Origin of the sequence: Aeromonas sp. QDB14 (genome assembly GCF_027707845.1) — a bacterium.
Taxonomy (GTDB): Bacteria; Pseudomonadota; Gammaproteobacteria; order Enterobacterales; family Aeromonadaceae; genus Aeromonas; species Aeromonas caviae.
The window spans coordinates 13,750-38,722 of sequence record NZ_JAPCJD010000037.1 but is presented as its reverse complement, the minus strand read 5'-3'; the positions used below and the strand labels follow the sequence as shown (position 1 = coordinate 38,722).

The following is a 24,973-nucleotide window of genomic DNA, read 5'->3' as shown; positions in this document are numbered from 1 at the left end:
GACTCATGATGAACCCTTTTTCATGGCTCCAGATGACAAACATGATCTCATATCAGGGACTTGTTCGCACCTTCCCTAGTCGCTTGCCGTAGCGGCCAAACGTCAGGCCGTTTTTACTGTGTCCCGCAAGTTCGGCCACAAAATGCTCAGCGACATCCGCCTGCTGTAACTCATCGATGAAGGTATGCCGCAGCCCGTAAAGCGTGGGACGGCCCTGACCTACGATGCCAGCCTCATTGAGGTGGCGTTGGAAGCGACAGGTGATGTTATGCGCCCAGTCGTCGTCTTTGCCTGATGGTTGGTCATCGAACAAAAATACCTGCCCCTGACCGCGACGACTCTCCACATAGTCCAGGAATTGATGTCCGATCAACGCACTATGTAGCGGCACGGTACGGTACGCATTGGCACTCTTGAGCTGCTGATCCACCTCTCCCGCATCAACCATCAGACACCAAATCCCCTCGACCTGTTTGACGTTCAGAGTTTTGAGCTGACAGGCCTCAGAGGGACGCAGCCCTGCGTACAGGCACAAGAGCGGTACCCACCAGTCCTGGATTTTCAATTTTTTACCTTTCTGTGATTGTTTGCTGCGCAGGCTGGCAAACAGCTGAGCCAGTTGAGGGCGATGCCAGCGCACTCGCTCCTCATCCGCCCGTTTGTGCGGCTTCTTGCCTGCCGTCAACCCATCAAAAGGGTTACGGCTGCAATAGTCCAGCGCCACGCAACAACGGAAGAACTGTTTCAGGGCGGCGAGGTAATCTCCTTTGGTTTTGAAACTGAGGTTGGTCTTGCGCAGCAAGCTGTTGCGGTACTCCTGCGCCAGAGCGGGCGTCACCTCATCGACTTTAACCCCTTTGGCCCAGGTGACGAAGGCGTTGATCCGAAGTTGGAGCTGGCCCACCGACCTATGCTGGATCCCCTCACTGGTTTTAGTCTCGATGAATCTCGCCAATGCGTGGGTGAGCGTGATCCCACTGCTGGGGCAAGCTGGGGCATCAACAGAAGGTTCACAAGGTGTGGAAGGTGTTTGAGGAGGGATGAACCCCGCAGCCTTGAAAGCGTCAAGATCGGCGCGGATCCAGCGATAGAAACTGCGAGGGGAAGTATCAGCAGGGGTAGCCGCGATCAGTGCGCGAGTGCGAGCTGCCACAGCCAGATTTCTATCTACGGCGACTCGGCGATCTTTGGTGCAAAGGGAAGTACGGATAGCGAAGGGCAAGCCACGGTCACGTAGTGACTTAGGCAGCGGGAGACGAGTGTAGTAGGTGCCGGAGGCATTTTTGCTCAGATACATGATTGTTCCACCCAGTTGATCCAGGAAAAAAATCACGTAAGTCTAGAAATGAAAAAACCCGTTGAAATTCAACGGGTTATATTTGGCGGTGAGGGAGGGATTCGAACCCTCGATACGTTGCCGTATACACACTTTCCAGGCGTGCTCCTTCAGCCACTCGGACACCTCACCAAATTTTTACTGCTTGAAGTGGCTTTTGGAGCGCGCTGCGCGTGCATCTTGCCGACTTCGTCGGTGGGCAGCCTCTCGGATACCGCACCAAATTTTGTCTGTGGTTTAACGTGTTCAGCCAACACGGTGTTCGCTGCGCCGTTGCGCTGGAACGGGGCGTAATTTAGGGGAAAGCCCCGCCGCCGTCAACGGCTTTTTAGCCGCAGCGAACCGTTCGCACATTAAACGCACAGTTCAGGTGCTGAGGTCAGTGAACGGATTCCGGTGCGACCTGGATTTCCGGCAGATTGAGGAAGCCAAGGCGTTCACATTCGGAAACCACTTCATGGGTGGCTGCCGTGGTGCTTTCAACGAACAGCAGGAACTGCTCGACGGTAAGACCCGCCTTGGTAAAGACGGTGTGACCCACGACGAGGCGTGGCAGGTTGTCATCGATGATGTCGAGGAACACCTTGAGGGACGGATATTGCATGTTGAGACGACCCAGTTCGGCCACCAGGGGCAGCAGCGATGAGGGGCGCACTTCCAGCTCGGATGAGAACAGCAGCCCTTCCTCTTCCACGAAGATCCGGCTCTCCTGGATGCCCTCGACGGACTGCAGGGAGACCATGTGGATGCCATGACACTGATCGCACACATAGTGCTCGATCCGGGCCTGTTGCAACCAACGCATTATCATTTCAGAGCTGGGGATATTCATCATTTTCACGACACGGTAGAGATCAAGGGGCGCAGTCTAAACCAATTTTCAGACAACCAAAAGCACACAGGCCGGATCCCCGTCGTCTCGCTTCTTTTTGACAGGCCCTGTGCCTATACTCAGCCATTCTCGTAGCGCACTCGCCTCCAAAGAGCCCGATGACCATCCAAGAAAAGTATCGCCTGCACCTCAAATCCCTCTCGGATGAACTGCTCGCCCTGCAAAAACCCATCCGCATCCTGGATGCCATCAAATGGCCCCGTCACCTGCAAAGCGACTTTCTGGCAAGTAGCGGCAAAGCACTGCCCGCCATCGACAGGCACTTCTATGAATCCCTCCCCCTGGGGTTCGATCCCCGCAACAAGTACCTTGAGCTCAAGGAGCTGAGGGACAGGATCCGCCGGCGCCTCGGCCCCCAGGACGATCTCGGCCGGATCCTGCAAGAGACGGTGGATCAGTACATGGTGGTCATCGAGATGCTGCGCCAGCGCGGACAGCCGGACTTTCAGCGCTACAGTCAGCGGCTTTACGGCTCGGCAAGCGATCACCTGCGCGGGGATCGCAAGACCCTGAAGGAGCTGGGGGCCAGATTGTGCGACATCTTCTCCCTGCCCGGCGCTCGCCACCTGGTGCGCCCCTACCCCAAGGAGTTCGAGGGGGAAGGCGCGGTGGCGAGGTTGCAAGGCAAGCTGTCGAGCTACTTCAGCGACGGCACAGTCCAGGTCAAGCTCAGCGATGGCATCGTCTCCGATGCCGCCGCCGGGGGGGATTACATCAAGCTCAACTCCCACGCCCGTTTCTCGGAGCTCGATCTGCAGGTGCTGGAGGTACACGAAGGCTGGGTTCACGTCGGCACCACCCTCAACGGCCGCCAGCAATCTTACGCCACCTGGCTCGGCGCCGGCTCGCCCCGCATCACCGCCTGTCAGGAGGGGTTGGCAGTACTCATCGAGACCCTCACGTTCAGCTCCTTCCCGGACAGGGCCAAGCGCATCTCGGATCGGGTCATGGCCATCGACATGGCGGAGCGTGGCGCCGATTTCATCGAGGTGTTCCGCCACTTCGTGGCCAAGGGGGCCAGCGAGCACGACGCCTACAAGATCACCCAGCGGGTGTTTCGCGGAGGCATGGTCGAGGGGGGCGCCTGCTTTACCAAGGATCTCTCCTATGTGAAGGGCTATGTGGAGACGGTGAACTTCATTCGCAGTGCCGTGCTGGAGGGGGTGCCGGAGATCCTGCCCATGCTGTTCGTCGGCAAGGTGACCCTGGACGACATCCCCGTGCTCTATCAGCACTATCTGGAGGGGCTCATCGACGCCCCCCGCTACCTCCCTCCCATGTTTCGCGACCTCACCGGGCTCTACGTCTGGTTCGGCTTCGCCTCCGGCATGTCCCTGGTGGACATAGGCCGGGTACAGCAGCATTTTCGCCAGCTCTTCCACCGCCTGCCGGCGGCAGACCCCATCATCGCCCCTGTCGACATCGAGATCGACTGACCCCCACAGACAAAGAGGGCGCCAGATAGGCGCCCTCTTTGGTATCCAGGCTGCACGAGCCAGCCACGGGTTACTTGAAGGCACGCCCTTCCAGATAGTGCTTGCGGCAGAGCGACACATAGCGATCGTTGCCGCCGATCTCCACCTGCTCACCGTCGCGCATCACCTGCCCCGCCTCGTTGACCCGCGAGTTCATATGGGCCTTGTTGCCGCACCAGCAGACGCTTTTGAGCTCCTCGAACTTGTCCGCCAGACAGAGCAGGTGGTAGGAGCCGGGGAACAGTTCGCCGCGAAAATCGGTCTTGAGACCATAGGCGATCACCGGAATGTCCTGCTCGTCGACGATGCGGGCGAGCTGGTAGACCTGCTCACGGGTCAGGAACTGCGCCTCGTCAACGATGAAGACATCGATGTGCCGCTTTGCGTGGCGCGCCTTGACCATCTCGAACAGATCGCAGCTGTCGCTGAACACCTCCACTTTCAGCTCAAGGCCGACCCTGGCACTGATGACGCCGGCACCGAAGCGATCGTCGATGGCGGGCGTCATGGCCAGCGGATACATGCCACGCTCCAGATAGTTGAAGTGGGCCTGGATGAGCTGGGTCGATTTGCCTGAGTTCATGGTGGCAAATTTGTAGTGCAGTGAAGCCATGATTGGGTTCCGAAACGGGAGTGATGGGGCGCATGCTAACCAAAGCCCCTGCCAAAACCAAGGGGCCCGCAGGCCCCTTGTTCTCTTATGCGACTGCCACGGCGCTATACGCCCGGGCTTTGCGCAAATGGTAACCGGAGAAGATCAGGAACCAGAGCCCGCTCACGGTGAAACCGGCCAGCGCGGAGTGCATCAGCCCCATCACCAGGTAGCCGAGCGCCGCGCCAAAGGCGATGGCCAAGGCATAGGGCAGCTGGGTCATCACGTGATCGATGTGATGGCAACCGGCCCCGGTGGCCGAGAGGATGCTGGTGCTGGAGATGGGGGAGCTGTGATCCCCGAACACGGACCCTGCCAGTACAGCGGCCAGCATGGGCAGCATCAGACTGATGTCGCTGGCGGCCGCCATGTCGCCGGCGAGCGGCAGCATGATGCCGAAGGTACCCCAGCTGGTGCCGGTGGCGAAGGCCATGGCGCAGGAGAGCACGAAGACCACGGCGGGCAGCACTTCCACCGGCAGATTGCCATTGGCCAGGGAGGCCAGGTATTTGCCGGTTTCCACATCGCGCACCACGGCGCCGATGGTCCAGGCGAACAGCAGGATGTTGATGGCGGGCAGCATGGCCATGATCCCCTGCGGAGCCGCCTTCATCCAGTTGCTTGCCCCGAGCTTGAGGCGCATGGCCAGACCGATGGAGACCACCAGGCTGCACAGGGCACCATAGACCAGGGAGGAGCCGACGTTGGTATTTTCGAAGGAGCCGAGCACGCTGAACGGCAGCCCCTTGTCGGCCAGCACCGCAGCCCCGGAGTCAATCATGAAATAGACGGTGGTCAGGGTGAGGGTCAGGATGGGCAGCACCATGTCAATCATGCCGCCATTGCTCTCCTCCGGGCTCTCCATGTCGAGCCCGATGGGGCGCCCCTTGGACTCGTCCCACAGCTTGCCTTCCAATGCCCACTGCTCATGCTGACGCATGGGGCCGATGTCGAGCTGGAAGGCGATCACCACCAGCACCATGATCAGGGTGAACACCGCATAGAGGTTCATGGGGATCATTTCGACGAAGGCGGAGATGGGGCTCTGGTCGGTCAGACCATGAGCCGCCATGATGCCGCCGACGAGGGCGATGATGTAGGCCCCCCAGGAGGAGATCGGCATCAGCACGCAAACCGGCGCGGCGGTGGAGTCCAGTAGATAGGCCAGCTTGGCGCGGGAGATCTGGAAGCGATCGGTCACCGGACGGCAGATGGCCCCCACCGACAGGCTGTGGAAGAAGTCGTCGATGAAGAAGGCGAACACCATCAGACCGGTCAGGGACTTGGCACCCTTGCGGGTCTTGGCGCGGCGCTCCGCCCACTCGGCAAACGCCCGGGTCGCACCGGAGACGCTCATCAGGCTGATGAGGCCGCCCAGCAGCAACATGAAGAGGATCATGTTGACGTTGTCACGATTGAGCGCACCGTCGACCCAGAAGATCCTGAGCACGGTATCGAGCATGTAATGCAGGGACGCAAGGGGAGAAAACTGGTTGAGCAGCAGGCTGCCTGCGACTATGCCCACCCCCAGCGACACCAGGACGCGGCGAGTGATGATCGCCAGCGCAACGGCCAGCAGGGGGGGAACGACGGACCAACCGGAGTCGGCGTAATGAACGATGTCCATGATCTCTTTGCACCTAAAGACAACAGGTGGAGATCTACCGAGAGGATCAAAGAAACAAAACCCATGGGGAGGGTATACTCCTCAGCCCCTTCAGGTAGCGCTCCATAGTGGATGACTATGGCAGTCCTGCACCTATTAGATGCAGAACCAGCAACCCGGTATGATGGCCTGGTCACTTCGGCGCCGACTCCTTTCATCGAGCATCGCAGGCATCACCCTCCGCTCGGTTACTCATAGGCAGCGCGCCTCTACTTAAAGGTATTCGCGGCACATTTTATCGAGCCGCCGGGTGATAGCAAGTTTTTTGATTAAATTTCAAGGTTTCTGTGGCCCCCATATCTGTAAAGGTAGTCAAATGGTTCATCAAAGACTCCGCTGGCGATATTTTCATCTGACATGAACCCATTCGAAGATGTTGGCCCGTCAAACGGATAAAAATATCCTTCATACCTATTTCAAGACTTAATTTATCAGCCTAATTAATTATTTTGGCAGGCTTGACTTGGTGCCAAACACCCCTATAAATTATCGAAAAACCAGTTCTTCCCTTAATATTTTCTCGCGTGGTAGCCAATATGAACGAATTTCTGAAAGTGCTGTTGAATATCCGTAGCCTGCGTGCAGTTTGCCGCGATTTGACGCTGGAACAACTGGAAGAAGGCTTGGAAAAGCTCTCCACCATCGTCGATGAACGTCGGCAAGATGAATCCGCCGAACGCCAGGCCCGTGAAGAACATCAAAAGAAAATTGCCGAATATGCCGAAATGCTGAAGGCCGCTGGGATCGATCCCGCCGAATTGGTCAACACCGTGGTTCCCGAGAATACCAAGGTCAGCAAACGTGCGCCCCGCCCCGCCAAATATCGTTATCTGGACAATGGTGTGGAAAAAACCTGGACCGGTCAGGGCCGCATGCCCTCGGTCATTGCCAAGGCCGTTGCTGAAGGCAAATCCGTGGAAGCCTTTGCTATATGACAGCAATATCAGGCCCCTTTCCACAGCAATAAAAAAACCTCGCAAGGCGAGGTTTTTTTATTGCTGCTTCGTGCGGTGGTCAGCCTCTGTTAGCCGCCTTGACCCAGAGGATCTCCGGGGTGCCTGACGATACCAGCAAGTATCGGGCGATGGTGAAAAACCAGTCGCTCAGCCGGTTGAGATAGGGCAAAACGGCCGGATTCACCCGCTCTACGCGGCTCAACCCAAGCAGCAGGCGCTCGCAGCGACGGGTCAGGGTACGCACCACATGTGCCTGGGCCGCCGCCCGCGAACCGCTCGGCAAAATAAAATTGCGCAGCACCGGCAACCCGGCACTGTAGGCATCGATCTGTTGCTCGAGCCTGTTCGTCCAAGCCTCGTTCACCTGCCACAGCGCATCCGTTTGCGATTCACTGGAAAATGCCAGCTCCCCGCCCAGATCAAACAGCTCCTGCTGCAACAATATGAGATCGGCCAGGAGTGTCGTCTCCTCGGCGGGTATTTCAGCCATCAACAAGCCTATTTGGGAATTCAGCTCGTCGATGGCGCCATAGGTCTCGACACGTTTATCGTCTTTGGCCAGGGAAGTGCCATCGGCCAGTCGCGTGAGCCCTTTGTCCCCTTGCCTTGTATATATTCTCATTCTGACATCCTGTTAATAATGGGAATAATCATGGACTCGAGTCCATTGAGCTTTATCTCGTAGGCCAGTGCCAGAGACTGGCCCAGGGTACCGGCCGGAAAACCGCTTCGCGCCATCCATACCAGATAGGGCTCGGGAATATCGATGATGCGCCGCCCCTTGTATTTCCCGTAAGGCATCTTGCTGGCCAGCGTCAGCAAGATGCGCTCATCACTGAGTCCATCCATATCAATCGATATTCAGGTATTTATGGGTCTGGATGGAGAGTCGCCAGTTACGGGCGATGCAGGTCGCCATGGCCAGCTCCGTGGCCCTGGCTTTCTGGCTGATGGGTTGCAGCGCAATCATCACATCGGGGCGCAGCCGGGCGGTGGCCAGCAGGGCGTCCAGCTCCTCGATATGGTGCTCGGTAGCCACCGGGTGCTTGATCTCGTTGGCCCGCTCGAGGGCAGAGACCAGCACCGGCAACCCACCCTTCATGCCGATCTTGGGGGAAACGGTCACCCAGGTCTGCTCATGGGTCAGCACCTCGCTGGTCCCGCTGGTTTCGATCTGCACCTGATAACCCGATGCCACCAGGGCCGAAGAGAGCTCGCGCAAGTCGTAGAGGCAGGGCTCACCACCGGTCAACACCACGTGACGGGCCCGGTAACCGAGCCGGGTAAAGCTGGCCAGAATATCTTCCGTGCTCATCTTGCTCCAACCGTCGGACTCATTGGAACGATCGAGCACCTCGCCAGGGGCCACCTCACGCTCGGGGTCCACCACCCAGGTGTGGCGGGTATCGCACCAGGGGCAGCCCACCGGGCAGCCCTGAAGGCGAACGAAGATGGCGGGCAGGCCGGTAAATACCCCCTCCCCCTGGATGGTCTGGAAGATCTCATTGATTGGGTAGTGCATCTTGGTCACGACTTGCTGCAAAAGGGGCGGATTATACCCCAAACCCGGGCTAGGCACAGGCTCAGGATCCGCTTTTCTCGCCCAGTCCGCTCTTCTCGTAAAGTCTGGCACGGATGCCGGTCTTGTCAGCCAGATAGTGATCCAGGCCACGGCGACGCAGCTCGCAGGCCGGACAGGCCCCGCAACCATCTCCCTGGATACCGTTGTAGCAAGTGAGCGTCTGGTGACGCACGGTATCGAGGTGGCCGTAATGATCCGCCAGCGCCCAGGTTTCGGCCTTGTCGAGCCACATCAGGGGGGGTTCGAAGCGGATGGGGCGATCCAGCCCCAGGGAGACCGCCTGATTGAGCGCCTTGACGAAGTTATCGCGGCAATCGGGATAGCCGGAAAAGTCGGTCTCGCACACCCCGGTGATCACCGCTTCGGCGCCCACCTGATAGGCATAGATGGCCGCCAGGGTCAGGAACAGGATGTTGCGTCCCGGCACGAAGGTGTTGGGCAGGCCGTTCTCCTGAAGCTCGAAGCTCACCGGTATGTCGTCCCGGGTCAACGCAGAGATGGCCAGCTCCCCGAGCATGGTCACATCCATTACCTTGTGGGCGGCGATCCCGAGCGCCGTCGCCAGATGGCGGGCGGTGTCAATCTCCGCCCGGTGGCGCTGGCCGTAATCGAAGGTGATGGCATGCACTTCGTCATAGCGGGCCTGTGCCTGCACCAGACAGGTGGTGCTGTCCTGCCCGCCACTGAAGACCACGACGGCTTTTTTCATGTTTTTCACTCCTCTGGGCAACTCAACGGCGGCGGCCTTGTGCAAAGTCATGCCACTGCCGGTTCAAATGGGTAAACAGGGTCATCAGCGGTGCGAAGCGCTCAGGCTCTCCTTCCCACCGGGACAACAGATGGTAGCCCACCTCCAGGGTGGACAGTGCTTCCTCAAAGGGCTTCTTGCGAATGGAATATTGCCCGGCAATGGCGCCGAGGGTGATCCGCGGCAACCCGAGCAGTGCAGGTGAGCTGTGCAACATGCGATAGGCTTTGCGCCAGGTGCCATCGAGGAGGATGAAGTGGGCTCGCACGGTGCGCCCACGCCTCAGGAGATGCTCCCTTGCCTCTATCAGGGTCAGGGCCTCCTCATCGGGCCACAGCACATAGCACTGGACAGCGGGGTCGGCAAGCAGGGCATTGAGCCCTTCATCGTCGGAAAAGTCCTCCCCCACATGGATGCGCACATCGGTCAGGGACGCCGCCAGCAACGCAGCCGTCCCCTTGGGGTGAGCTACTTCGGCAGGGTGTTGCAGGATATGGAGCGCAGCCAGGTTCGGCACCCGCTGAATATAATCGCACAGGCACGCTTTGAGGGCCCGGGTACAGCGTGTACAGTATCGGCTCTCTTTGTCGTTGGGCTGCTTCATGTTGTCAGGAAAATCGGGTCTGCTCTGGGTCATCGCGCTTTCGCTCGTCACTGCCTTGCTCTTTTTCACCGTGCCAAATCATCAGCTCGCCTTCGATCGCGACCTGATCGCCCAGGGCGAAGGGTGGCGCATCATAACAGGCAATCTGGCACACACCAATGGATGGCATCTGCTGCTCAACCTGAGCGGTCTGGCCGTGCTCTACAGCCTGTTTCAGGAGTACCTGACGGGATGGCGCCTGCCCGTGCTGCTGCTGCTGCTGGGAACGGCGGTCGGACTCGGCATCTGGTGGGGCTGCCCGCAAACCCAGTGGTACATGGGACTCTCCGGCCTGCTGCACGGATTGTTCGTATGGGGTGCCATGCAGGACATCCGCTTTCGCCGTCACTCCGGCTGGCTGATGCTGGCGGGCGTCGCCATCAAGCTCGGTGTGGACTTTTACAGTGCCGGCGAGAGCCCGGTCTCCACCTTGATCGGTGCCAGGGTACACATCGAGTCACACTTCATCGGTGCACTCGCCGGCCTGCTCCTCGGCCTCTTCCCCATTCGTCTGGACGCCCAGGCCGTCCACTCCTGAGCTCCCCATAGGCAAGGCCAGCCCACGGCCAAAATGCAGCAGGCCGGATCTGGGATCCGGCCTGCGCTCATTCGCCCATTACGCCGTTACCGGCAAAGCTCGGCATTGATCGCCCCAAGCACGGCGGCGGGATCCGAGGACTGGGTGATGGGACGACCGATCACCAGATAATCCGCACCCGCCTCCACCGCTGCCAGCGGCGTCATGACGCGGCGCTGATCACCGGCAGCCGATCCGCTCGGACGAATGCCCGGCGTCACCAGCTTGAATACGGCCCCCAGCAGCCCCTTCAGCGCACTCGCCTCTTCCGCGGAGCAGACCACTCCATCCAGCCCGGCCGTCTTGGCAAGGGTGGCCAGGCGGATCACCTGTTCTGCCGGCGTCACATCCAGACCCAGGGGCGCCATGTCGGACTGCTCCATACTGGTCAGCACGGTTACCCCGATGAGCAGGGGCGCCTTGTCGCCGTATGGCAGCAACGCCTCTCTGGCGGCACGCATCATGCGTTCGCCACCACTGGCATGGACATTCACCATCCAGACGCCCAGCTCCGCACTGGCCGCCACCGCCTTGGCGACGGTGTTGGGAATGTCGTGAAATTTCAGATCCAGGAAGACGTCGAACCCCTTGGCCACCAGTTGACGAACGAACTGGGGACCAAACAGGGTAAACATCTCCTTGCCTACCTTGAGGCGGCACTGGGCCGGTGAGATCTGCTCAATGAAGGCAAAGGCGTCGGCTTCGTGCTGATAATCCAGCGCGACCAGTACTTTGGGGTCTTGCATGTCACTTCCTATGGATTGTTATGCCACAGCCAGGCACAGCAGAGCCGGGGCCCGGTTGCACGCTGGCATCTGAAATTCTTGGGTATCCGTGCTCGCCCGGGCGTGCTGGCCTCGCTGGCGTTTACTCTCCATCCAGCCCTCGGATCGGCTTGATGGTGCCCCACTGCCGGCAGGAAGGGCATTGCCAGAACAGCGAATGGGTGGAAAAGCCGCACTGGCGGCACTTGTGGGTCGACTTGATCTTGATCTGCTCACCGACCAGCTGTTGCAGCAGCTCCAGGCTTTCCTTGGCAGGCCCCTCCTCGGCACTGGCCAACTGGAAACCGACCAGCTGATAGAAGCCCTTCATGGAGGGGTGGCGACGCAGTTGGCGCAGCACCAGGGCCCGGGCCTGGCTCAACCCATCGCGGGCCTCCACCAGATTGGCCAGCGCCAGGGTCACGCTGACCCCCGCATGATCCTCTACCGCTTTTTCAAGCAGCGGGATCAGCTCCTGGCTGCGACCAAGCTGGCGATAGCATTCGAGCAGTTTTGGCATGGCTTCGGAGGCAAAGTCGATATCCTGCTCGAACACCCGCAGGAGCTCCTTGGCCGCATCCTCGAACCTGCCCTCCTCCATCGCCAGATCGGCCAGCCGCAAGCTGGCGCGGGCACAGGCCGGGTGGGCACCGAGCGCACGCTTGAGCTTGGCGATGCCCGCAGGCTTGTCGCCATCGCGCAAGGCACTCTCCGCCTGTTCGCAATAGAAGTGGGAAATGGGCTCGGCCAGCTTCTTGCCCTGGAATTTCTGCAGACGCACCGCCACGGCGATGGCATTGTCCCAGTCACGCAACTGCTGATGAATGATCAGGAGCTGTGCCAGAGCCGTCTCTTCGAAATCGCTGTCATCACACAGCTCTTTCCAGAGTGCTTCGGCCCGATCGAGCAAGCCGGCAGCCAGAAAGTCACGGGCCAGCTCCTGCAAGGCAAGCTGACGCTGCTCACGGGTCAGCTGACGGGCGACCAGGTTCTGGTGGATCTTGATGGCGCGATCGACCTCGCCCCGTTGACGGAACAGGTTGCCGAGGGAGAGGTGGGTTTCGATGGTTTCGCTGTCGACTTCCAGCAGCTGGATAAAGAGATCCACCGCCTTGTCCGACTCGTCAGAGAGCAAATAGTTGAGGCCCGCCACGTACTGGCGGGAAAACTGGTTACTCTGTTGCTGGGTGTCCTGGCGAACACTCCTGCGGCCCATGTACCAGCCATAACCGGCGGCGATGGGCAACAGCAGGAAAAGCAGTTCAAGCATCGAGGGACATTATTCCTTGGTTGTCGACCGGGCAAGCTCCAACTCGCGAGATTGACGACGCATGGTTCGGTTCAGGGTGCGATTTTGCAGTTTGAGACGCAGGAACAGCAGACCAAATACCAGCCAGCCCAGCAGAAAACCGCCGGCGAAGAAGAACCCCAGCAACATGGAGAGCGAGAACTCCCCCTGGGCAATCAGGTAGTTGAACTGCACCAGCTGACCATTTTGAGAACCGATGGCAAGGGTCAGGACAAACACCAGCACCAGTGGAATGAGGGCCAAGATACGCTTCATGGGAGCTCCCTGTCTGTAGCGAATGAGTGACTGATTATCCTTAAAATCACAGGCAGACTCTAGCGCGAATGGGAAAAGAGTGTGAGAAACCCGACAACGGGCAGACTCCAGGCCATAAAAATGAAAAAGGCATACTCAGGTATGCCGTTTTCTGCATTATTCGATGATGTTGACGCGTTCGCGCAACTCTTTGCCAGGTTTGAAGTGCGGGACATATTTCCCGGTCAGTTCAACCTTGTCCCCGGTCTTGGGGTTGCGACCCACGCGGGGCGCACGATAGTGCAGCGAGAAACTGCCAAATCCTCGGATTTCAATCCGGTCGCCGTTTTGCAAGGTCGATGCCATCTGCTCAAGGATCTCCTTGATAGCGGCTTCGACATCCTTGGCCGGCATATGCATGCGGCTGGCTGCCAGTTGTTCGATGAGATCTGATTTGGTCATAAGGTTAAATCTCCTTCCCCGATCACATGCAATAATCATTTTGCCAAGATAAAAAAGGGCGGCGCAATGCCGCCCTTTTCTTGCATCAAGGATTACTCACCCTTGGCGGCTTTGAACGCTTCCATCATGGCATTGCTGAACACAACTTCTTCTTGTTGGTTCAGGCTGTCGATGGCAACACGCTCGTCAGCCTCGTCCTTGGCACGGACAGACAGGCTTACGGTGCGGTTCTTGCGATCAACGCCCATGAATTTGGCTTCAACTTCGTCACCAACAGACAGCACCAGAGTGGCGTCTTCTACGCGGTCACGAGCAGCGTCGGAGGCACGCAGGTAGCCTTCTACGCCGTCAGCCAGTTCGATCACGGCACCCTTGGCATCAACCTCGGTAACCTTGCCCTTCACAATAGCACCTTTCTTGTTGTCAGACAGGTACTTATTGAACGGGTCTTCTTCGATCTGCTTGACGCCCAGGGAGATGCGCTCACGCTCCGGGTCCACTTGCAGAACAACGGCTTCGATTTCGTCGCCCTTCTTGAATTCACGCACGGCTTCTTCGCCCTGGTTGTTCCAAGAGATGTCAGACAGGTGAACCAGGCCGTCGATGCCGCCATCCAGACCGATGAAGATACCGAAGTCAGTGATGGACTTTATCTTGCCGGAAACACGGTCGCCCTTGGCGTGAGTTTCGGCAAACAGCTGCCACGGGTTGGATTTGCACTGCTTCAGACCCAGGGAGATACGACGACGCTCTTCGTCGATGTCCAGAACCATCACGTCAACCACGTCGCCAACGTTGACAACCTTGGACGGGTGGATGTTCTTGTTGGTCCAATCCATCTCGGATACGTGTACCAGGCCTTCCACGCCTTCTTCGATTTCAACGAAGCAGCCGTAGTCGGTCAGGTTGGTCACGCGGCCAGACAGACGGGTGGTTTCCGGGTAACGCTTGGCGATAGCAACCCAGGGATCTTCGCCCAGCTGCTTCAGGCCCAGGGATACACGGGTACGCTCGCGGTCGAACTTCAGAACCTTGACAGCGATCTCGTCGCCAACGTTGACGATTTCGGAAGGATGCTTAACGCGCTTCCACGCCATGTCGGTGATGTGCAGCAGGCCGTCAACACCGCCCAGATCTACGAATGCACCGTAGTCGGTCAGGTTCTTGACGATACCCTTAACTTCTTGACCTTCTTGCAGGTTGGCCAGCAGGCTTTCACGCTCGGAGGTGTTCTCGGTCTCGATCACGGCACGACGGGAAACAACAACGTTGTTGCGCTTCTGGTCCAGCTTGATGACTTTGAACTCGAGTTCTTTGTTTTCCAGGTGAGCGGTGTCACGGATCGGACGCACGTCAACCAGAGAACCCGGCAGGAAGGCACGGATGCCGTTCAGCTCAACGGTGAAACCACCCTTGACCTTGCCGTTGATGATACCGATAACGGTAGCTTGCTCTTCGTAAGCTTTTTCAAGCTGCAGCCAGGCTTCGTGGCGCTTGGCTTTTTCGCGGGACAGCTTGGTTTCGCCGAAACCATCTTCGATAGAGTCCAGAGCCACGTCAACGGAGTCACCTACGTTGATTTCCAGCTCGCCCATGGCGTTCTTGAATTCTTCAGCCGGGATAGCAGACTCGGATTTCAGACCGGCATCAACCAGTACGAAACCGTTCTCGATAGCAACGACAGTGCCCTTGACGATGGAACCTTGACGGGTTTCAACGGCGTTCAGGGACTCTTCAAAGAGTTGAGCAAAAGATTCGATCATTGTTTATGTCACAAATGAAACATCCACTTGCAATCCGGCACAAGCGGGGTTGTTTTAAATTATCTGCGCCATCCTTGGTGCAGACGACTGACATCAGTTTGCGCTGACATCACCAAGTTGTTGCTCTGCATAGGCAAGCACCGTTGCCAGCACTTCATCTATGGTCATGGACGTTGAGTCTACAACAAGAGCATCTTCCGCGGGTTTCAGGGGAGCGACGGCGCGATTTCTGTCGCGATCGTCACGTTCCCGAATCTCGGTTAAAAGACGCTCAAAGTTAACATCAAAGCCCTTATCTTGCAACTGCTTATAGCGGCGCTGGGCCCGCTCCTCGGCGCTGGCGTCGAGGAAAATCTTCACATTCGCCTCGGGGAAAACCACTGTACCCATGTCGCGACCGTCGGCGATGAGACCGGGGGCTTGGCGAAATGCTCTCTGACGGCGCAGCAGGGCTTCACGTACCCGGGGAAACGCCGCGATTTTGCTGGCCGCGTTGCCCACTTCTTCAGTACGAATGGTGCGGGAAACATCCTCCCCTTCGAGGATCACCTTGACCAGCTCCCCTTCTACCTGGAATTGCACATCCAGATTGGCGGCCAGGGGAACCAATGCGGCTTCGGAATCGAGCTCCACATCGTGATGCAGGGCTGCCAGGGAGAGCACCCGGTAGATGGCACCGGAATCGAGCAGGTGCCAGCCCAGTTTTTCAGCCAGCAACTGGCACAAGGTGCCTTTTCCTGCTCCACTTGGGCCATCAATAGTCATCACGGGGGCCATCTGAGCCATAACGTTTCTCCTGCGCACTCGGCATCTTGACTGGTTGCACACATCCCTGTCGGGATGAGTTAATGGGCGCCGATTATACCCGAATGCGCCGTCGCTGGCAGTTGTCAGGGCACACAATTGCGCAAAAGTCGTCGTGATTGCACCTATTCTGACCAATCGGGTTAACCCACTTCTCACGCAAGGTTTTGTTCTTATGGTTGTTCCGGACAATGCGCGCTAAACTGGCCGCCCTTTTTTAAGCAGCTGTAGTCAGGAGCAACCATATGAGCAGCATTACCCTCGTGGCCAAATCCAAGTTGCCGACCCCCTGGGGCACTTTCACGCTGGTTGGTTTTCAGGAAACCGGCACGGGCAAGGATCATGCCGCGCTGGTGATGGGCGATATCGCAGACGGCGAACCCGTGCTGGGACGCATTCATTCCGAGTGTCTGACCGGGGATGCCCTGTTCAGTCTGCGTTGTGACTGCGGCTTCCAATTGCAGGCCGCGCTGGAAAACATCGCCAAGGCGGGTCGCGGCGTCCTGCTGTATGTCCGTCAGGAAGGGCGAGGCATCGGCTTGCTCAACAAGATCCGGGCCTATCATCTGCAGGATCAGGGGGCCGATACCGTGGAGGCCAACGTGGCGCTTGGCTTTGCCGCCGACATGCGCGATTACACCATCTGTGCCGACATGCTCAAGGCGCTCGAGGTCAAGTCCCTGCGCCTGATGACCAACAACCCGCGCAAGTTGAAGGCGATGGAATCCTTTGGCATCCCGGTGGCGGAGCGCGTGCCCCTTCAGGAAGGTCGCAATCCCCACAACGAGTTTTATCTCTCCACCAAGGCAAACAAGCTGGATCACCTGTTCAAGAAATAAGGTTGCATCCACCTTGTCAGCATACGCCTCCAGATTGGAGGCATTTTTATTGGTGATACCACTCAATCATTCAGTATCTGTAGCGCAATGGTGAGAAACATCCCCTTGTGACAGCAAAAAATCCCGCAATGCCCGGTTCGCCATGGAGAGCGGATCCCCCCGTCGCCAGGCTACGCAGAGATCCAGGAAGATGGGGGGTGAAAAAGGGATGCCGGTGAGGGCCGACTCCTCTTCCAGCGCCATGCGCAGGAAGGTGGTCACGGCGAATCCCTGGCGCACCACCGCCTTGAGCAGCGGGATGAGATTGCTTTCGAACGCGATGTCAGGCTCTACCCCCAGCCCCTGCGCCAACACCTCCATGTGTTCCCTGTGGTAGAAGCCTCGCCGGAACATGGCGAGCTCCTGGCCGAAGAACTGTGGCAGCGAGACCGACTCAGCGCCGCGCAGCGGGTGCTCCTCCCCCACCACCATCAGCATCTCTTCCCGCAGCAGTTGCGCCCCCTCGAGGGCCGGTGGCAGATCGCTGGTGATGAGGATGGCGAGATCCAGACTGCCATCCACCATGCGGCTGAGCAGCTCCCGGGTGCCCGCCTCCTCCACCCGGATCTTCAAGCCGGGGTAGCGATGCTTGAACGCCATCAGGATTGGCGGGAAGTAATAGGATCCCATCATGTAGGGGATGCCGATGCGCACCTCCCCCCGCTCCAGCCCCTTGAGCTCGGCCATCTCGGCCTCGGCCTGGTGCATCTGGCGCAGCAGCCGTTCGGCGTGGCGACAGAGGACCTCTCCCTCCGGGGTGAGGCGCACGCTGCGGTCCTGCCGGTCAAACAGCCGCAGATCGAGCTGCTGCTCCAGCTTGGCGATGGCCATGCTGACGGCAGGCTGGGCCACGTTCAGCCCCTGGGCCGCCCTGGTGAAGGAGCCGGCATCGCGCACCGCCAGCAGGTATCCGAGCTGTTTCAGATCCATATCAATTTCATTTATCAGGGTAATAACTTAAATATATTATATTTATACGTCTCGTCGCACTACCCTGCACAAAAGTCGTCGGGACAACTCCATATGATCGAAGTAGGCAGTCGCGAATGGATACGCGCCACCCTGGCCCTCAGCCTGGGCTCCTTCCTGGTATTCCTCAATCTCTACCAGACCCATCCCCTGCTGCCACTCCTGGCAGAGGTTTTCTCGGTCAGCGCCCTGTCCGCCAGCTGGACGCTGGCAGGCTGCACCGCAGGGCTTGCAGGCTCCCTGCTCGTCTGTGCCCGTCTGGCTGATCGGTTCGGACGGCGGCGGATCATGCTGTGGACCCTGGCGGCCGCCATCCTGCTCTCCCTGTGCATCCCCTGGGTCACCCACTTTGATGTGCTGGTGAGCCTGCGCATCCTGCAAGGCGTCCTGCTGGCAGGGCTGCCCGCCACCGCCATTGCCTACATGGGGGAAGAGTTCAGCAAACGTGCCCTCATCGTAGCCGTCGGCGTCTATATCGCAGCCAACTCCCTGGGGGGCATCGCGGGCCGGGTGGTCGGCGGTCTGCTGGCTGGCTGGTTTGGTGACTGGCAGCACACTTTCCTCGGTATCGGGATCATCAGCCTCGCCCTGCTGCCACTGGTCATCTGGCTGCTGCCCGCCCAGCGCTGCTTCGTGGCCGTGGAGGCAGCGCCTGGGCAACTGCGCCGTGCCATCCAGAGCCACCTTGGCAACCCCTTGCTGGTGGGGGCCTATCTCATCGGCGGCCTCAACTTCATGGTCTTCCTGAACCAGTACAGCTATCTCACCTTCCTGCTGGCCAAGGCCCCCTTCTCCCTGCCGACCCAGTGGCTCGGCATGCTGTTTCTGACCTACCTCACCGGTACCGTCGCCTCTTCACTGAGCGGCCGCGGGGCCCATCGCTGGGGAGCACAACGTCTGCTGCTGGCGGGAATAACCTTGATGGCACTCGGCAGCCTGGCCCTGTTGCAGGGGAGCCTTGTCGCCATCATCGGGGGATTGCTTGTCTCGAGCTTTGGCTTCTTCCTCGCCCACGCCTGTGCCAGCGCCTGGGTCGGCCAGCACGTGGAGCACAACCGGGCGCTCGCCTCGTCGCTCTATCTGGTGGGGTATTACCTGGGAGCCAGTCTGGGTGGGCTTTATCTGCACCCCTTCTGGGAGCAAGGGGGGCTCTGGGGTCTGGTGCTCGGCATCGAGCTGGTGTTGATGATCACCGCGGGGTTGAGCCTCTGGCTCGGTCACTTGAAAGGACGTGTGGCGCCCGCTTGTGCGTTGACGCCACAGGGTCAGGCTCCCGTCAACGGGCCCTCCCCTCACAGACCGTCATAATAGTCCGCCGGTACCGGCACCACGGCGCCGGTGCAGAGCTCTTCGTCTATCACCTCGTCAAGCGAGCGCAGATGAAACTTGATCTGCCCAGAGGGCAGCATCAATCCTATATCCGGATTGCGTCCGTCATCGATGTTGCCAGTCTTGAAGGGCACATCGGGATGCGTCGCCACCAAGGCCGTGAGCGAGGGCACTACCAGCTCGATATGTTCGAGCCCGGCCTGATGGCTTCGGCCCGCCTTGGGGGCGGCCAGTTCGATGCAGGGGACGGTCACCTGCTCCCAGCAGACGGGCTGGTGCAAGCGATAGGTGGCGATGGGACGACCGCCTATCATCCCCTCCACCAGCAAGACTCCGTGGGCGGCCAGCACCGCTTTCAACTCCAGATATTCCGGCAGGGTGGCGGCGCGGTAGCAGAGGTGATCCACCACGGGGGAGTCATTGACTCCCATGACGGCATGCATTTCCGTGAGCAGTTGGCAAACAAATGGGGCCATGGGCCCCAGTGTGGAATCCAGGGGATGTGACATGATCACCATTTCTTCTTGGGTTGGAACAGGACGTCCAGTTCGTCCGTCTCTTTGTCCTTGATGTTTTGCAGCTCCTTCTCGCTGTGCTGCTGCAGATGTTCTTCCAGCTGGCGCATCCCCTGACGCATGTCCTCTTCCCGCGCCAGCAGGTAGGGATCCTTGTCGGTGACATTGGCCAGCGCCCCCAGCCCCTTGGTATAGAGCTGGCGGCAGGTGCCGTACTGCCCCTGGATCTGGGCATCCATGGCACGCTTGAGCAGGTTGGCGATGTTGATCTTGAGCTGCATCAGCTCGAGGCGGCGATCCTCCTGGGCAAAGCCCTGGGGATCTATCTTGCCCTTGTTGTGCTCTACCCGCAGCACGGCCCGCATCTTCTTGGCCAGTTGCAGCATCTGGATGGCCTGGCGGTCGGACTCCGGCGTCTTGAAATGCCCCTCGTCCTGGCTGCTGTAGTTCTCCTGCACGTTCTTGATCTGGAGCTGGACATCGGCGATACGCTGCTTGACCTGCGCATTGGGCATCACCAGCGCGATGGCGCGGTAGGCATCCAGGATCCGGTGTTGCAACAGCAGCACCATGTTTTTGGAAAAGGGCACCAGGTTGACGTTCAACAACACCTCTTCGGTCTCGTCTGCCACCGCCTTGTGACGGGCAATGGCCTGGCGCTTGTCCGATTCGGCCTTCTGCTTGTATTGCTGCACCACGTTATAGGCGATGACCAGAAACAGGAGTGCGCCGATTGACAGCAATATCAGGGTTAAAATCATAGGGTGTTCACACTCCAGTCCCAATCCAATTGCGAGATCCTACAACAGCTTAGCCTCATAGGGTAGCGCCCAGATCCCGTATTGCCTCACAAGAACGCTCGCAGGCGGTGACCGCATCCGGTGCGTCATGCTCCATATCGCCCACCGCCCCCATTACTTGAGGCAAAAACCCTTCGACTGCAGGAATCCCAGCATGAAGGGCCTCGCCTCCTTGCCCAGGATCCCCCTGATCTGTCCGCTCCAGGTCTGATCCTTGTTGTTGCTGCTGCGGGCCTGGTAGTAGTCGTGGATCTGCCCGTCATACCGGGCCAGCAGGGTGCGGTCCAGGGTGGCAGGATAGCGGTTCTCGTGCACCACCAGCGCCCGGGGCAGCCGCGGTTTTTGCTCCGGCCGCTGGGTGGGATGGCCCAGGCAGAGGCCAAACAGCGGGATCACCTGATGGGGCAGACCCAGCACCTCGCTCACCTCGGCCGGATTGTTGCGAATGCCGCCGATATAGACCCCGCCCAGCCCAAGTGACTGGGCCGCCAGTAAGGCATTTTGCGCCATCAGGGCGCCGTCGATGGCCCCGATCATGAGTTGCTCCACAAAGCCGGTGCGGGCCTCCGGCACTATCTGGCTGTGACGATGGTAGTCGGCACAAAACACCAGAAACTCCGCCGCCTCGACCACATAGGCCTGATGGCCGGCCAGCTCCGCCAGGGTGACCCGCAGCCCCTTGTCGGTGACCCGGATGATGCTGTTGGCCTGGAGGAAGCTGGAGCTCGCGGCGCTCTGGGCGGCGCTCAGGATCTGATCCAGTTGCTCTGCGCTGACGGGCTCTGGGGTGAACTGGCGAATGGAGCGATGGGAAAGAATGAGATCGATGGTCGGGTTCATGGTACCTCCGGGATGAAGGTCACACTCTACCCAAAAAAAGCGGGGGGCCCAAGGCCCCCCGTCACCCTCAAGGGGCAGGATAGACATAGGGGGCCCGCAACCCAAGCGGGAACCCCAGCGCCCAGTAGAGCAGCAGGAAGCCCGTCCAGCTCACCAGGAAGGCCAGGGAGTAAGGCAACATCATGGAGACCAGGGTGCCGATGCCTGTGCTCTTCACATACTGTTGGCAATAAACCACCACCAGGGGGAAGAAGACCATCAGCGGGGTGATGATGTTGGAGGCGGAATCCCCCACCCGATACGCGGCCTGAGTCAGCTCGGGCGAGATCCCCACCGCCATCAGCATGGGCACCAGGATGGGGCTGATGAGGGCCCACTTGGCGGAGGCCGAGCCCACCACCAGGTTGACGGTGGCCGTCAGCAGTATGATGCCGACGATGGTCACCTCTCCCGGGAGCGCCAGGGCGTGAAGCACCTCGGCACCGGAGAGCGCCAGCAGGGTACCGAGGTTGGAATCCCCGAACGCCTTGATGAAGAGGGCGCAGAAGAAGGCCATCACCATGTAGGAGCCCATCTTGTTCATGGTGGCCGACATGGCGTCGATCACATCCTTGCCGCTCTTGAAGCTGCCGGCGACAAAGCCATAGACGATCCCGGGCAGGATGAAGAGCAGGAAAATGAGGGGCACGATGGACTTCATCACCGGTGCGGCGAAGGTGGTGAGGGAACCGTCCGGTGCCCGCATCGGCGAGTCGCCGGGGGCCAGCGCCAGCCCCAGCAGCACCACGGCCGCCAGCATGGCGAACCCGGCCCAGTTGAAGGCCCGGCTCTCCTGGGCGCTGTAACGACCCATCTCGTCGGCGTTCTCCAGATCCTCGTTGAGAGGCACCTGCTTGAGGCGCGGCTCGACAATCCTCTCGGTGACAAACCAGCCCACGCAGATGATCAGCAAGGAAGAAGCGCCGGTGAAGATGATATTGCACAGGGTGTTGACCATGTAGTCAGGGTCGAACAACTGGGCTGCAGACTGGGTGAAACCCTGAAGCAGCGCATCCCCGCCGGAGGGCAGGAAGTTGGCGGCAAACCCGCCGGAAACCCCGGCAAAGGCTGCGGCAATCCCCGCCAGCGGGTGGCGACCCGCTGCATGGAAGATGATGCCGCCAATGGGGATCACCAGCACATAGCCGGCATCGGCGGCGGTATGGCTGACGATGGCCACCAGAATCAGCATGGGGGTCAGAAAGCGCGCCGGCGTCACCTTGAGCAGCTTCTTGAGCCCGGTGTTGATGAAACCGGACTGTTCAGCCACCCCGACCCCCAGCATGGCCACCAGCACGATGCCAAGGGGAGCAAACCCGGTGAACGTGGTGACCATGCTGGCGAGAAAGTCCGCCAGCCCTGCCCCGGTCAACAGGTTGTTGATGACCACGGCCTCTCCGGTGCGGGGATTGACCAGATCGAAGGAGAACTGGGAGCCTATCCAGGAGCCGACCCAGACGATCAGCAAGGCATAGAGGAAGAGCATGGCGGGATCCGGCAGCTTGTTGCCCGCCTTCTCCACCCCGTTCAGAAAGCGGTTCAACCAGCCGTTGGGAGGGGCCGGACGCTCGTTCACTGCAGCTTGACTCATTATGGTGATACTCCATTACCAAGGAATGAGCGCGCATACTAGCGATAACGTCTAATGGATCCCATGATATGAGACAAAAATTCGATTAATTATGTTTAATTTGGCATCTCGCACTTCATAAATGGGAGATGCCGCACATTTATCGACAACTTTCTCAATGGTTTGCGAGGGGATAGCGGCCCAGCCGGCACTGTACTGCGAACCCCGCCGCCGCCACCTCTTCCGGTGTCATGGGACGGCTGAACAGAAATCCCTGGAAGACATGGCAACCCTGGGTCTGCAGGGCCGCGAGCTCGTGCTCCTCCTCCACCCCTTCCGCCAGGATCCCGAGCCCCAGACTGGTGGCCATGGCCACCGTCGCCCGGATCACCGGCAGGTTGAGCCCCACCACGAAGGAGCGGTCCAGCTTGATGGTGTCGATGGGCAACCGGTTGAGGTAGGCAAGCGACGAGTAGCCCGTCCCGAAGTCGTCGATGGCGATCTTGATCCCCTGCTCGCTCAGGGCGTCGAGGATCTCGATGCACCCCTTCATGTCGAGCATCAGCACCGTCTCGGTCAGCTCCAGGGTCAGCAGTGCCGCCTCCACCGAGAATGCCTCGAGCAGTTGGGCCACCAGCTCCGGCAAACTGGCAGAGAGCTGGAAGCCCGAGAGATTGACCGACACCGGCACCCTCACCCCGTCCTGTCGCTGCCACTCCCCCATCTGGGCCAATGCGGTGGAAAGCACCCAGCTTCCAATTTCCCGGATGAGCCCCATCTCTTCGGCCAGCGGAATGAACTCCGCCGGCGACACATGGCCGAGCACGGGATTGTACCAGCGTACCAGGGCCTCGAAACCGATGACCCGACCTTGCGCCACATCCACCTGGGGCTGATAGCGCAGGCTGAGCTCCCCCCGACCGACGGCCTTGGCCAGAAACTGCTTGAGGGTCAGCTTGCGATGCAGGCTTTGCTGCATGCTGGGGGTGAAGCGCTGCCAGCGAAGCCGCCCCATCTGCTTGGCCTGGTACATGGCCATGTCGGCACGGGTGATGAGGTTGTCGCCGTCATCCGCGTCGTCCGGGTAGATGGCGATGCCGATGCTGCCGCCGATGGTGACCTCGGGGACACCACTCAGCTGCAGTGGCTTGCTCATCTGGGAGAGCATGAGATCCGCCACCTCCTGGGCCCGATCGCTCGCCTGGTTGAGGGGCACCAGGGCGGTGAACTCGTCCCCGCCAAGGCGCGCCAGCTCCACATCCCGCGGGCAGATCTGCTTGAGCCGTCCGGCGACCCGCTCCAGCAGGCGATCCCCGGCCTTGTGGCCGTAGTTGTCATTGACCAGCTTGAAGTTGTCCAGATCCATGAACACCAGGGCAAAGCGCCCCCCGAGGCCGCAATAGGCTTCCAGGGATTTCATCAGGCCGTAGCGGTTGAGCAGCCCGGTGAGGGAGTCGTGCCAGGCCAGGTGGCGATGCTCCAGCTCTTCGAGCTTGCGATCCGTGATGTCCCGCATGGTCAGCAGGATCCGTGCCCCCTGCTGGATATGGCGAAACTGGTACTGGAACCAGCGCATCCCCTTCTGGGTGCGACACTCCCCTTCAGCCACCACTTCGTCCAGACGGGAGAGGCGACGATAGAAGGCCTCGTCCGCACCGGAGAAGATCTGGGGCAGCGTCAGAATGCCGGTGCCAAAGCACATGTCGAAGTGATGGTTGCCGCTCTCGAGGCGCCCCTCGTTGTCAAAGAGACAGGCCAGGGTGTCGCCGGTGGCGAGGGAGGACTCCTGATAGAGGGTGTCGGCATCGATGACCGCTTCCGCCATCATCATCTGCCGTCCGGCAAGCTGGATTCCGGAAAGACGCAGATAGACCTGCTTCTTGACCCCCTTGGGTGAGAGGGTCCACCACTCGTTGTAACTGCGCTCCTGCTGGAAATCGCCGAGATAACGCTGCAGCAGCAGATCGATGGCGGCGGCCATGTCGGCGGAGAAATCCCGGGACTTCAGCTCGGCCAGGGAGCTCGCCTCCCAGAGCCCGAGGGCAGCATCGTTGGCCCAGTAAATATGATGACGCTGGATGTCATAGACCCAGACCGGCGTGTGGAGGACATCCATCACGGTGAGCAGGCGTTCGTCTAGCGTATTCATGTTGAGTGATGATTCATGCTG

At 59.6% G+C, this 24,973-nt stretch carries 26 protein-coding genes, 1 tRNA gene and 1 riboswitch; of the genes, 5 read left to right on the top strand and 22 right to left on the bottom strand.

Going from position 1 to position 24,973, the window contains the following annotated elements; genetic code table 11:
- Positions 1–52: 52 nt before the first annotated feature.
- From PG887_RS13370 to PG887_RS13360, 3 genes are all read right to left on the bottom strand, one after another.
- Entirely contained in the window at positions 53–1,297 is a 1,245-nt protein-coding gene (locus PG887_RS13370; protein ID WP_270821926.1) for a site-specific integrase, read from the bottom strand.
- Positions 1,298–1,380: 83 nt separating this feature from the next.
- Positions 1,381–1,468: transfer RNA gene (locus tag PG887_RS13365), tRNA-Ser, on the bottom strand.
- Positions 1,469–1,715: 247 nt separating this feature from the next.
- Positions 1,716–2,171, bottom strand: a complete 456-nt coding sequence (locus tag PG887_RS13360; RefSeq protein WP_160839247.1) for a YbjN domain-containing protein — start codon at positions 2,169–2,171, stop codon at positions 1,716–1,718.
- A 155-nt stretch (positions 2,172–2,326) separates the two neighbouring features.
- Here PG887_RS13360 and PG887_RS13355 point away from each other — a divergent pair, with 155 nt between their 5' ends.
- Entirely contained in the window at positions 2,327–3,664 is a 1,338-nt protein-coding gene (locus PG887_RS13355) for a flavohemoglobin expression-modulating QEGLA motif protein (RefSeq protein WP_270821924.1), read from the top strand.
- 70 nt (positions 3,665–3,734) lie between these two features.
- Here the strand turns inward: PG887_RS13355 and PG887_RS13350 are convergent, their stop codons facing one another.
- A complete protein-coding gene (locus PG887_RS13350) occupies positions 3,735–4,316 on the bottom strand; it encodes a thymidine kinase (RefSeq protein ID WP_270821923.1) in 582 nt (193 codons plus the stop codon).
- An 85-nt stretch (positions 4,317–4,401) separates the two neighbouring features.
- Positions 4,402–5,982 (bottom strand): Na+/H+ antiporter NhaC family protein, encoded by a 1,581-nt coding sequence (locus PG887_RS13345; protein ID WP_042016617.1) that lies wholly within the window; start codon positions 5,980–5,982, stop codon positions 4,402–4,404.
- A gap of 87 nt (positions 5,983–6,069) precedes the next feature.
- Positions 6,070–6,241, bottom strand: a riboswitch (Lysine riboswitch).
- Between the two features lie 316 nt (positions 6,242–6,557).
- Between PG887_RS13345 and PG887_RS13340 the strand changes: the two genes are divergently transcribed.
- Positions 6,558–6,956, top strand: a complete 399-nt coding sequence (locus PG887_RS13340) for an H-NS family histone-like protein (protein ID WP_039041259.1) — start codon at positions 6,558–6,560, stop codon at positions 6,954–6,956.
- A 79-nt stretch (positions 6,957–7,035) separates the two neighbouring features.
- Here the strand turns inward: PG887_RS13340 and PG887_RS13335 are convergent, their stop codons facing one another.
- The 5 genes from PG887_RS13335 to PG887_RS13315 form a co-directional block, all read right to left on the bottom strand.
- Positions 7,036–7,599, bottom strand: coding sequence for a cob(I)yrinic acid a,c-diamide adenosyltransferase (locus PG887_RS13335; RefSeq protein WP_134997467.1), 564 nt, complete (start codon positions 7,597–7,599; stop codon positions 7,036–7,038).
- Positions 7,596–7,826 (bottom strand): DUF3820 family protein, encoded by a 231-nt coding sequence (locus PG887_RS13330; RefSeq protein ID WP_039038687.1) that lies wholly within the window; start codon positions 7,824–7,826, stop codon positions 7,596–7,598. The genes PG887_RS13335 and PG887_RS13330 overlap by 4 nt, the downstream gene beginning before the upstream one ends.
- A 1-nt stretch (position 7,827) precedes the next feature.
- Positions 7,828–8,499, bottom strand: a complete 672-nt coding sequence (gene queE / locus PG887_RS13325; RefSeq protein ID WP_010674994.1) for a 7-carboxy-7-deazaguanine synthase QueE — start codon at positions 8,497–8,499, stop codon at positions 7,828–7,830.
- Between the two features lie 61 nt (positions 8,500–8,560).
- Positions 8,561–9,268, bottom strand: a complete 708-nt coding sequence (gene queC / locus PG887_RS13320; protein WP_270821920.1) for a 7-cyano-7-deazaguanine synthase QueC — start codon at positions 9,266–9,268, stop codon at positions 8,561–8,563.
- A gap of 22 nt (positions 9,269–9,290) precedes the next feature.
- Positions 9,291–9,944: a tRNA-uridine aminocarboxypropyltransferase gene (locus PG887_RS13315; protein ID WP_270821919.1), complete on the bottom strand. Its 654-nt coding sequence runs from the start codon at positions 9,942–9,944 to the stop codon at positions 9,291–9,293.
- On the opposite strand from PG887_RS13315, the gene rrtA reads away from it, so the two are divergent.
- The gene (gene rrtA, locus PG887_RS13310) at positions 9,910–10,488 is read left to right on the top strand and encodes a rhombosortase (protein ID WP_270821917.1); all 579 of its coding nucleotides are present in this window, start codon (positions 9,910–9,912) and stop codon (positions 10,486–10,488) included. The genes PG887_RS13315 and rrtA overlap by 35 nt on opposite strands.
- Before the next feature lie 86 nt (positions 10,489–10,574).
- Here rrtA and pyrF read toward each other — a convergent pair whose 3' ends face one another.
- The 6 genes from pyrF to cmk all read right to left on the bottom strand — a co-directional run bounded on the left by pyrF (position 10,575) and on the right by cmk (position 15,845).
- On the bottom strand, positions 10,575–11,273 hold the full coding sequence (gene pyrF / locus PG887_RS13305; RefSeq protein ID WP_270821916.1) for an orotidine-5'-phosphate decarboxylase: 699 nt from the start codon (positions 11,271–11,273) through the stop codon (positions 10,575–10,577).
- 121 nt (positions 11,274–11,394) lie between these two features.
- On the bottom strand, positions 11,395–12,561 hold the full coding sequence (lapB, locus tag PG887_RS13300; protein ID WP_270821914.1) for a lipopolysaccharide assembly protein LapB: 1,167 nt from the start codon (positions 12,559–12,561) through the stop codon (positions 11,395–11,397).
- Between the two features lie 9 nt (positions 12,562–12,570).
- Positions 12,571–12,855: a LapA family protein gene (locus PG887_RS13295; protein ID WP_010675000.1), complete on the bottom strand. Its 285-nt coding sequence runs from the start codon at positions 12,853–12,855 to the stop codon at positions 12,571–12,573.
- Between the two features lie 156 nt (positions 12,856–13,011).
- Positions 13,012–13,296, bottom strand: coding sequence for an integration host factor subunit beta (gene ihfB / locus PG887_RS13290; protein ID WP_005299934.1), 285 nt, complete (start codon positions 13,294–13,296; stop codon positions 13,012–13,014).
- Between the two features lie 92 nt (positions 13,297–13,388).
- Positions 13,389–15,059, bottom strand: coding sequence for a 30S ribosomal protein S1 (gene rpsA / locus PG887_RS13285; protein ID WP_010675001.1), 1,671 nt, complete (start codon positions 15,057–15,059; stop codon positions 13,389–13,391).
- 93 nt (positions 15,060–15,152) lie between these two features.
- Complete coding sequence (gene cmk, locus PG887_RS13280; protein WP_042016625.1) at positions 15,153–15,845, bottom strand: (d)CMP kinase; 693 nt, start codon at positions 15,843–15,845, stop codon at positions 15,153–15,155.
- Positions 15,846–16,108: 263 nt separating this feature from the next.
- On the opposite strand from cmk, the gene ribA reads away from it, so the two are divergent.
- Positions 16,109–16,702, top strand: a complete 594-nt coding sequence (ribA, locus tag PG887_RS13275; RefSeq protein ID WP_042863969.1) for a GTP cyclohydrolase II — start codon at positions 16,109–16,111, stop codon at positions 16,700–16,702.
- Positions 16,703–16,768: 66 nt separating this feature from the next.
- Here the strand turns inward: ribA and PG887_RS13270 are convergent, their stop codons facing one another.
- The gene (locus PG887_RS13270; RefSeq protein WP_270821911.1) at positions 16,769–17,671 is read right to left on the bottom strand and encodes a LysR family transcriptional regulator; all 903 of its coding nucleotides are present in this window, start codon (positions 17,669–17,671) and stop codon (positions 16,769–16,771) included.
- A 93-nt stretch (positions 17,672–17,764) separates the two neighbouring features.
- Here PG887_RS13270 and PG887_RS13265 point away from each other — a divergent pair, with 93 nt between their 5' ends.
- Positions 17,765–19,018 carry an MFS transporter gene (locus tag PG887_RS13265; RefSeq protein ID WP_069651374.1) on the top strand — a complete coding sequence of 418 codons (1,254 nt, stop codon included), beginning with the start codon at positions 17,765–17,767 and terminating at the stop codon, positions 19,016–19,018.
- On the opposite strand, the gene PG887_RS13260 is transcribed toward PG887_RS13265, so the two are convergent.
- The 5 genes from PG887_RS13260 to PG887_RS13240 form a co-directional block, all read right to left on the bottom strand.
- A complete protein-coding gene (locus tag PG887_RS13260; protein WP_069651375.1) occupies positions 19,003–19,557 on the bottom strand; it encodes a VOC family protein in 555 nt (184 codons plus the stop codon). The two genes, PG887_RS13265 and PG887_RS13260, sit on opposite strands and share 16 nt — an antisense overlap.
- Positions 19,551–20,315: a hypothetical protein gene (locus tag PG887_RS13255; RefSeq protein ID WP_010675007.1), complete on the bottom strand. Its 765-nt coding sequence runs from the start codon at positions 20,313–20,315 to the stop codon at positions 19,551–19,553. The genes PG887_RS13260 and PG887_RS13255 overlap by 7 nt, the downstream gene beginning before the upstream one ends.
- A gap of 153 nt (positions 20,316–20,468) precedes the next feature.
- Positions 20,469–21,194, bottom strand: a complete 726-nt coding sequence (nfsA, locus tag PG887_RS13250; RefSeq protein ID WP_270821909.1) for an oxygen-insensitive NADPH nitroreductase — start codon at positions 21,192–21,194, stop codon at positions 20,469–20,471.
- 67 nt (positions 21,195–21,261) lie between these two features.
- Positions 21,262–22,824, bottom strand: a complete 1,563-nt coding sequence (locus PG887_RS13245) for an AbgT family transporter (RefSeq protein ID WP_270821907.1) — start codon at positions 22,822–22,824, stop codon at positions 21,262–21,264.
- Positions 22,825–22,978: 154 nt separating this feature from the next.
- On the bottom strand, positions 22,979–24,919 hold the full coding sequence (locus tag PG887_RS13240; protein ID WP_039038812.1) for a putative bifunctional diguanylate cyclase/phosphodiesterase: 1,941 nt from the start codon (positions 24,917–24,919) through the stop codon (positions 22,979–22,981).
- Between the last annotated feature and the right edge of the window lie 54 nt (positions 24,920–24,973).

What these genes read in the sequence shown, in the direction of transcription:
- PG887_RS13370 (WP_270821926.1), bottom strand. Translation starts at nt 1,297, where the DNA reads ATGTATCTGAGCAAAAATGCCTCCGGCACCTACTACACTCGTCTCCCG.
- PG887_RS13360 (WP_160839247.1), bottom strand. Translation starts at nt 2,171, where the DNA reads ATGATGAATATCCCCAGCTCTGAAATGATAATGCGTTGGTTGCAACAG.
- PG887_RS13355 (WP_270821924.1), top strand. Translation starts at nt 2,327, where the DNA reads ATGACCATCCAAGAAAAGTATCGCCTGCACCTCAAATCCCTCTCGGAT.
- PG887_RS13350 (WP_270821923.1), bottom strand. Translation starts at nt 4,316, where the DNA reads ATGGCTTCACTGCACTACAAATTTGCCACCATGAACTCAGGCAAATCG.
- PG887_RS13345 (WP_042016617.1), bottom strand. Translation starts at nt 5,982, where the DNA reads ATGGACATCGTTCATTACGCCGACTCCGGTTGGTCCGTCGTTCCCCCC.
- PG887_RS13340 (WP_039041259.1), top strand. Translation starts at nt 6,558, where the DNA reads ATGAACGAATTTCTGAAAGTGCTGTTGAATATCCGTAGCCTGCGTGCA.
- PG887_RS13335 (WP_134997467.1), bottom strand. Translation starts at nt 7,599, where the DNA reads ATGAGAATATATACAAGGCAAGGGGACAAAGGGCTCACGCGACTGGCC.
- PG887_RS13330 (WP_039038687.1), bottom strand. Translation starts at nt 7,826, where the DNA reads ATGGATGGACTCAGTGATGAGCGCATCTTGCTGACGCTGGCCAGCAAG.
- queE (WP_010674994.1), bottom strand. Translation starts at nt 8,499, where the DNA reads ATGCACTACCCAATCAATGAGATCTTCCAGACCATCCAGGGGGAGGGG.
- queC (WP_270821920.1), bottom strand. Translation starts at nt 9,268, where the DNA reads ATGAAAAAAGCCGTCGTGGTCTTCAGTGGCGGGCAGGACAGCACCACC.
- rrtA (WP_270821917.1), top strand. Translation starts at nt 9,910, where the DNA reads ATGTTGTCAGGAAAATCGGGTCTGCTCTGGGTCATCGCGCTTTCGCTC.
- PG887_RS13315 (WP_270821919.1), bottom strand. Translation starts at nt 9,944, where the DNA reads ATGACCCAGAGCAGACCCGATTTTCCTGACAACATGAAGCAGCCCAAC.
- pyrF (WP_270821916.1), bottom strand. Translation starts at nt 11,273, where the DNA reads ATGCAAGACCCCAAAGTACTGGTCGCGCTGGATTATCAGCACGAAGCC.
- lapB (WP_270821914.1), bottom strand. Translation starts at nt 12,561, where the DNA reads ATGCTTGAACTGCTTTTCCTGCTGTTGCCCATCGCCGCCGGTTATGGC.
- PG887_RS13295 (WP_010675000.1), bottom strand. Translation starts at nt 12,855, where the DNA reads ATGAAGCGTATCTTGGCCCTCATTCCACTGGTGCTGGTGTTTGTCCTG.
- ihfB (WP_005299934.1), bottom strand. Translation starts at nt 13,296, where the DNA reads ATGACCAAATCAGATCTCATCGAACAACTGGCAGCCAGCCGCATGCAT.
- rpsA (WP_010675001.1), bottom strand. Translation starts at nt 15,059, where the DNA reads ATGATCGAATCTTTTGCTCAACTCTTTGAAGAGTCCCTGAACGCCGTT.
- cmk (WP_042016625.1), bottom strand. Translation starts at nt 15,845, where the DNA reads ATGGCTCAGATGGCCCCCGTGATGACTATTGATGGCCCAAGTGGAGCA.
- ribA (WP_042863969.1), top strand. Translation starts at nt 16,109, where the DNA reads ATGAGCAGCATTACCCTCGTGGCCAAATCCAAGTTGCCGACCCCCTGG.
- PG887_RS13270 (WP_270821911.1), bottom strand. Translation starts at nt 17,671, where the DNA reads ATGGATCTGAAACAGCTCGGATACCTGCTGGCGGTGCGCGATGCCGGC.
- PG887_RS13265 (WP_069651374.1), top strand. Translation starts at nt 17,765, where the DNA reads ATGATCGAAGTAGGCAGTCGCGAATGGATACGCGCCACCCTGGCCCTC.
- PG887_RS13260 (WP_069651375.1), bottom strand. Translation starts at nt 19,557, where the DNA reads ATGGTGATCATGTCACATCCCCTGGATTCCACACTGGGGCCCATGGCC.
- PG887_RS13255 (WP_010675007.1), bottom strand. Translation starts at nt 20,315, where the DNA reads ATGATTTTAACCCTGATATTGCTGTCAATCGGCGCACTCCTGTTTCTG.
- nfsA (WP_270821909.1), bottom strand. Translation starts at nt 21,194, where the DNA reads ATGAACCCGACCATCGATCTCATTCTTTCCCATCGCTCCATTCGCCAG.
- PG887_RS13245 (WP_270821907.1), bottom strand. Translation starts at nt 22,824, where the DNA reads ATGAGTCAAGCTGCAGTGAACGAGCGTCCGGCCCCTCCCAACGGCTGG.
- PG887_RS13240 (WP_039038812.1), bottom strand. Translation starts at nt 24,919, where the DNA reads ATGGATGTCCTCCACACGCCGGTCTGGGTCTATGACATCCAGCGTCAT.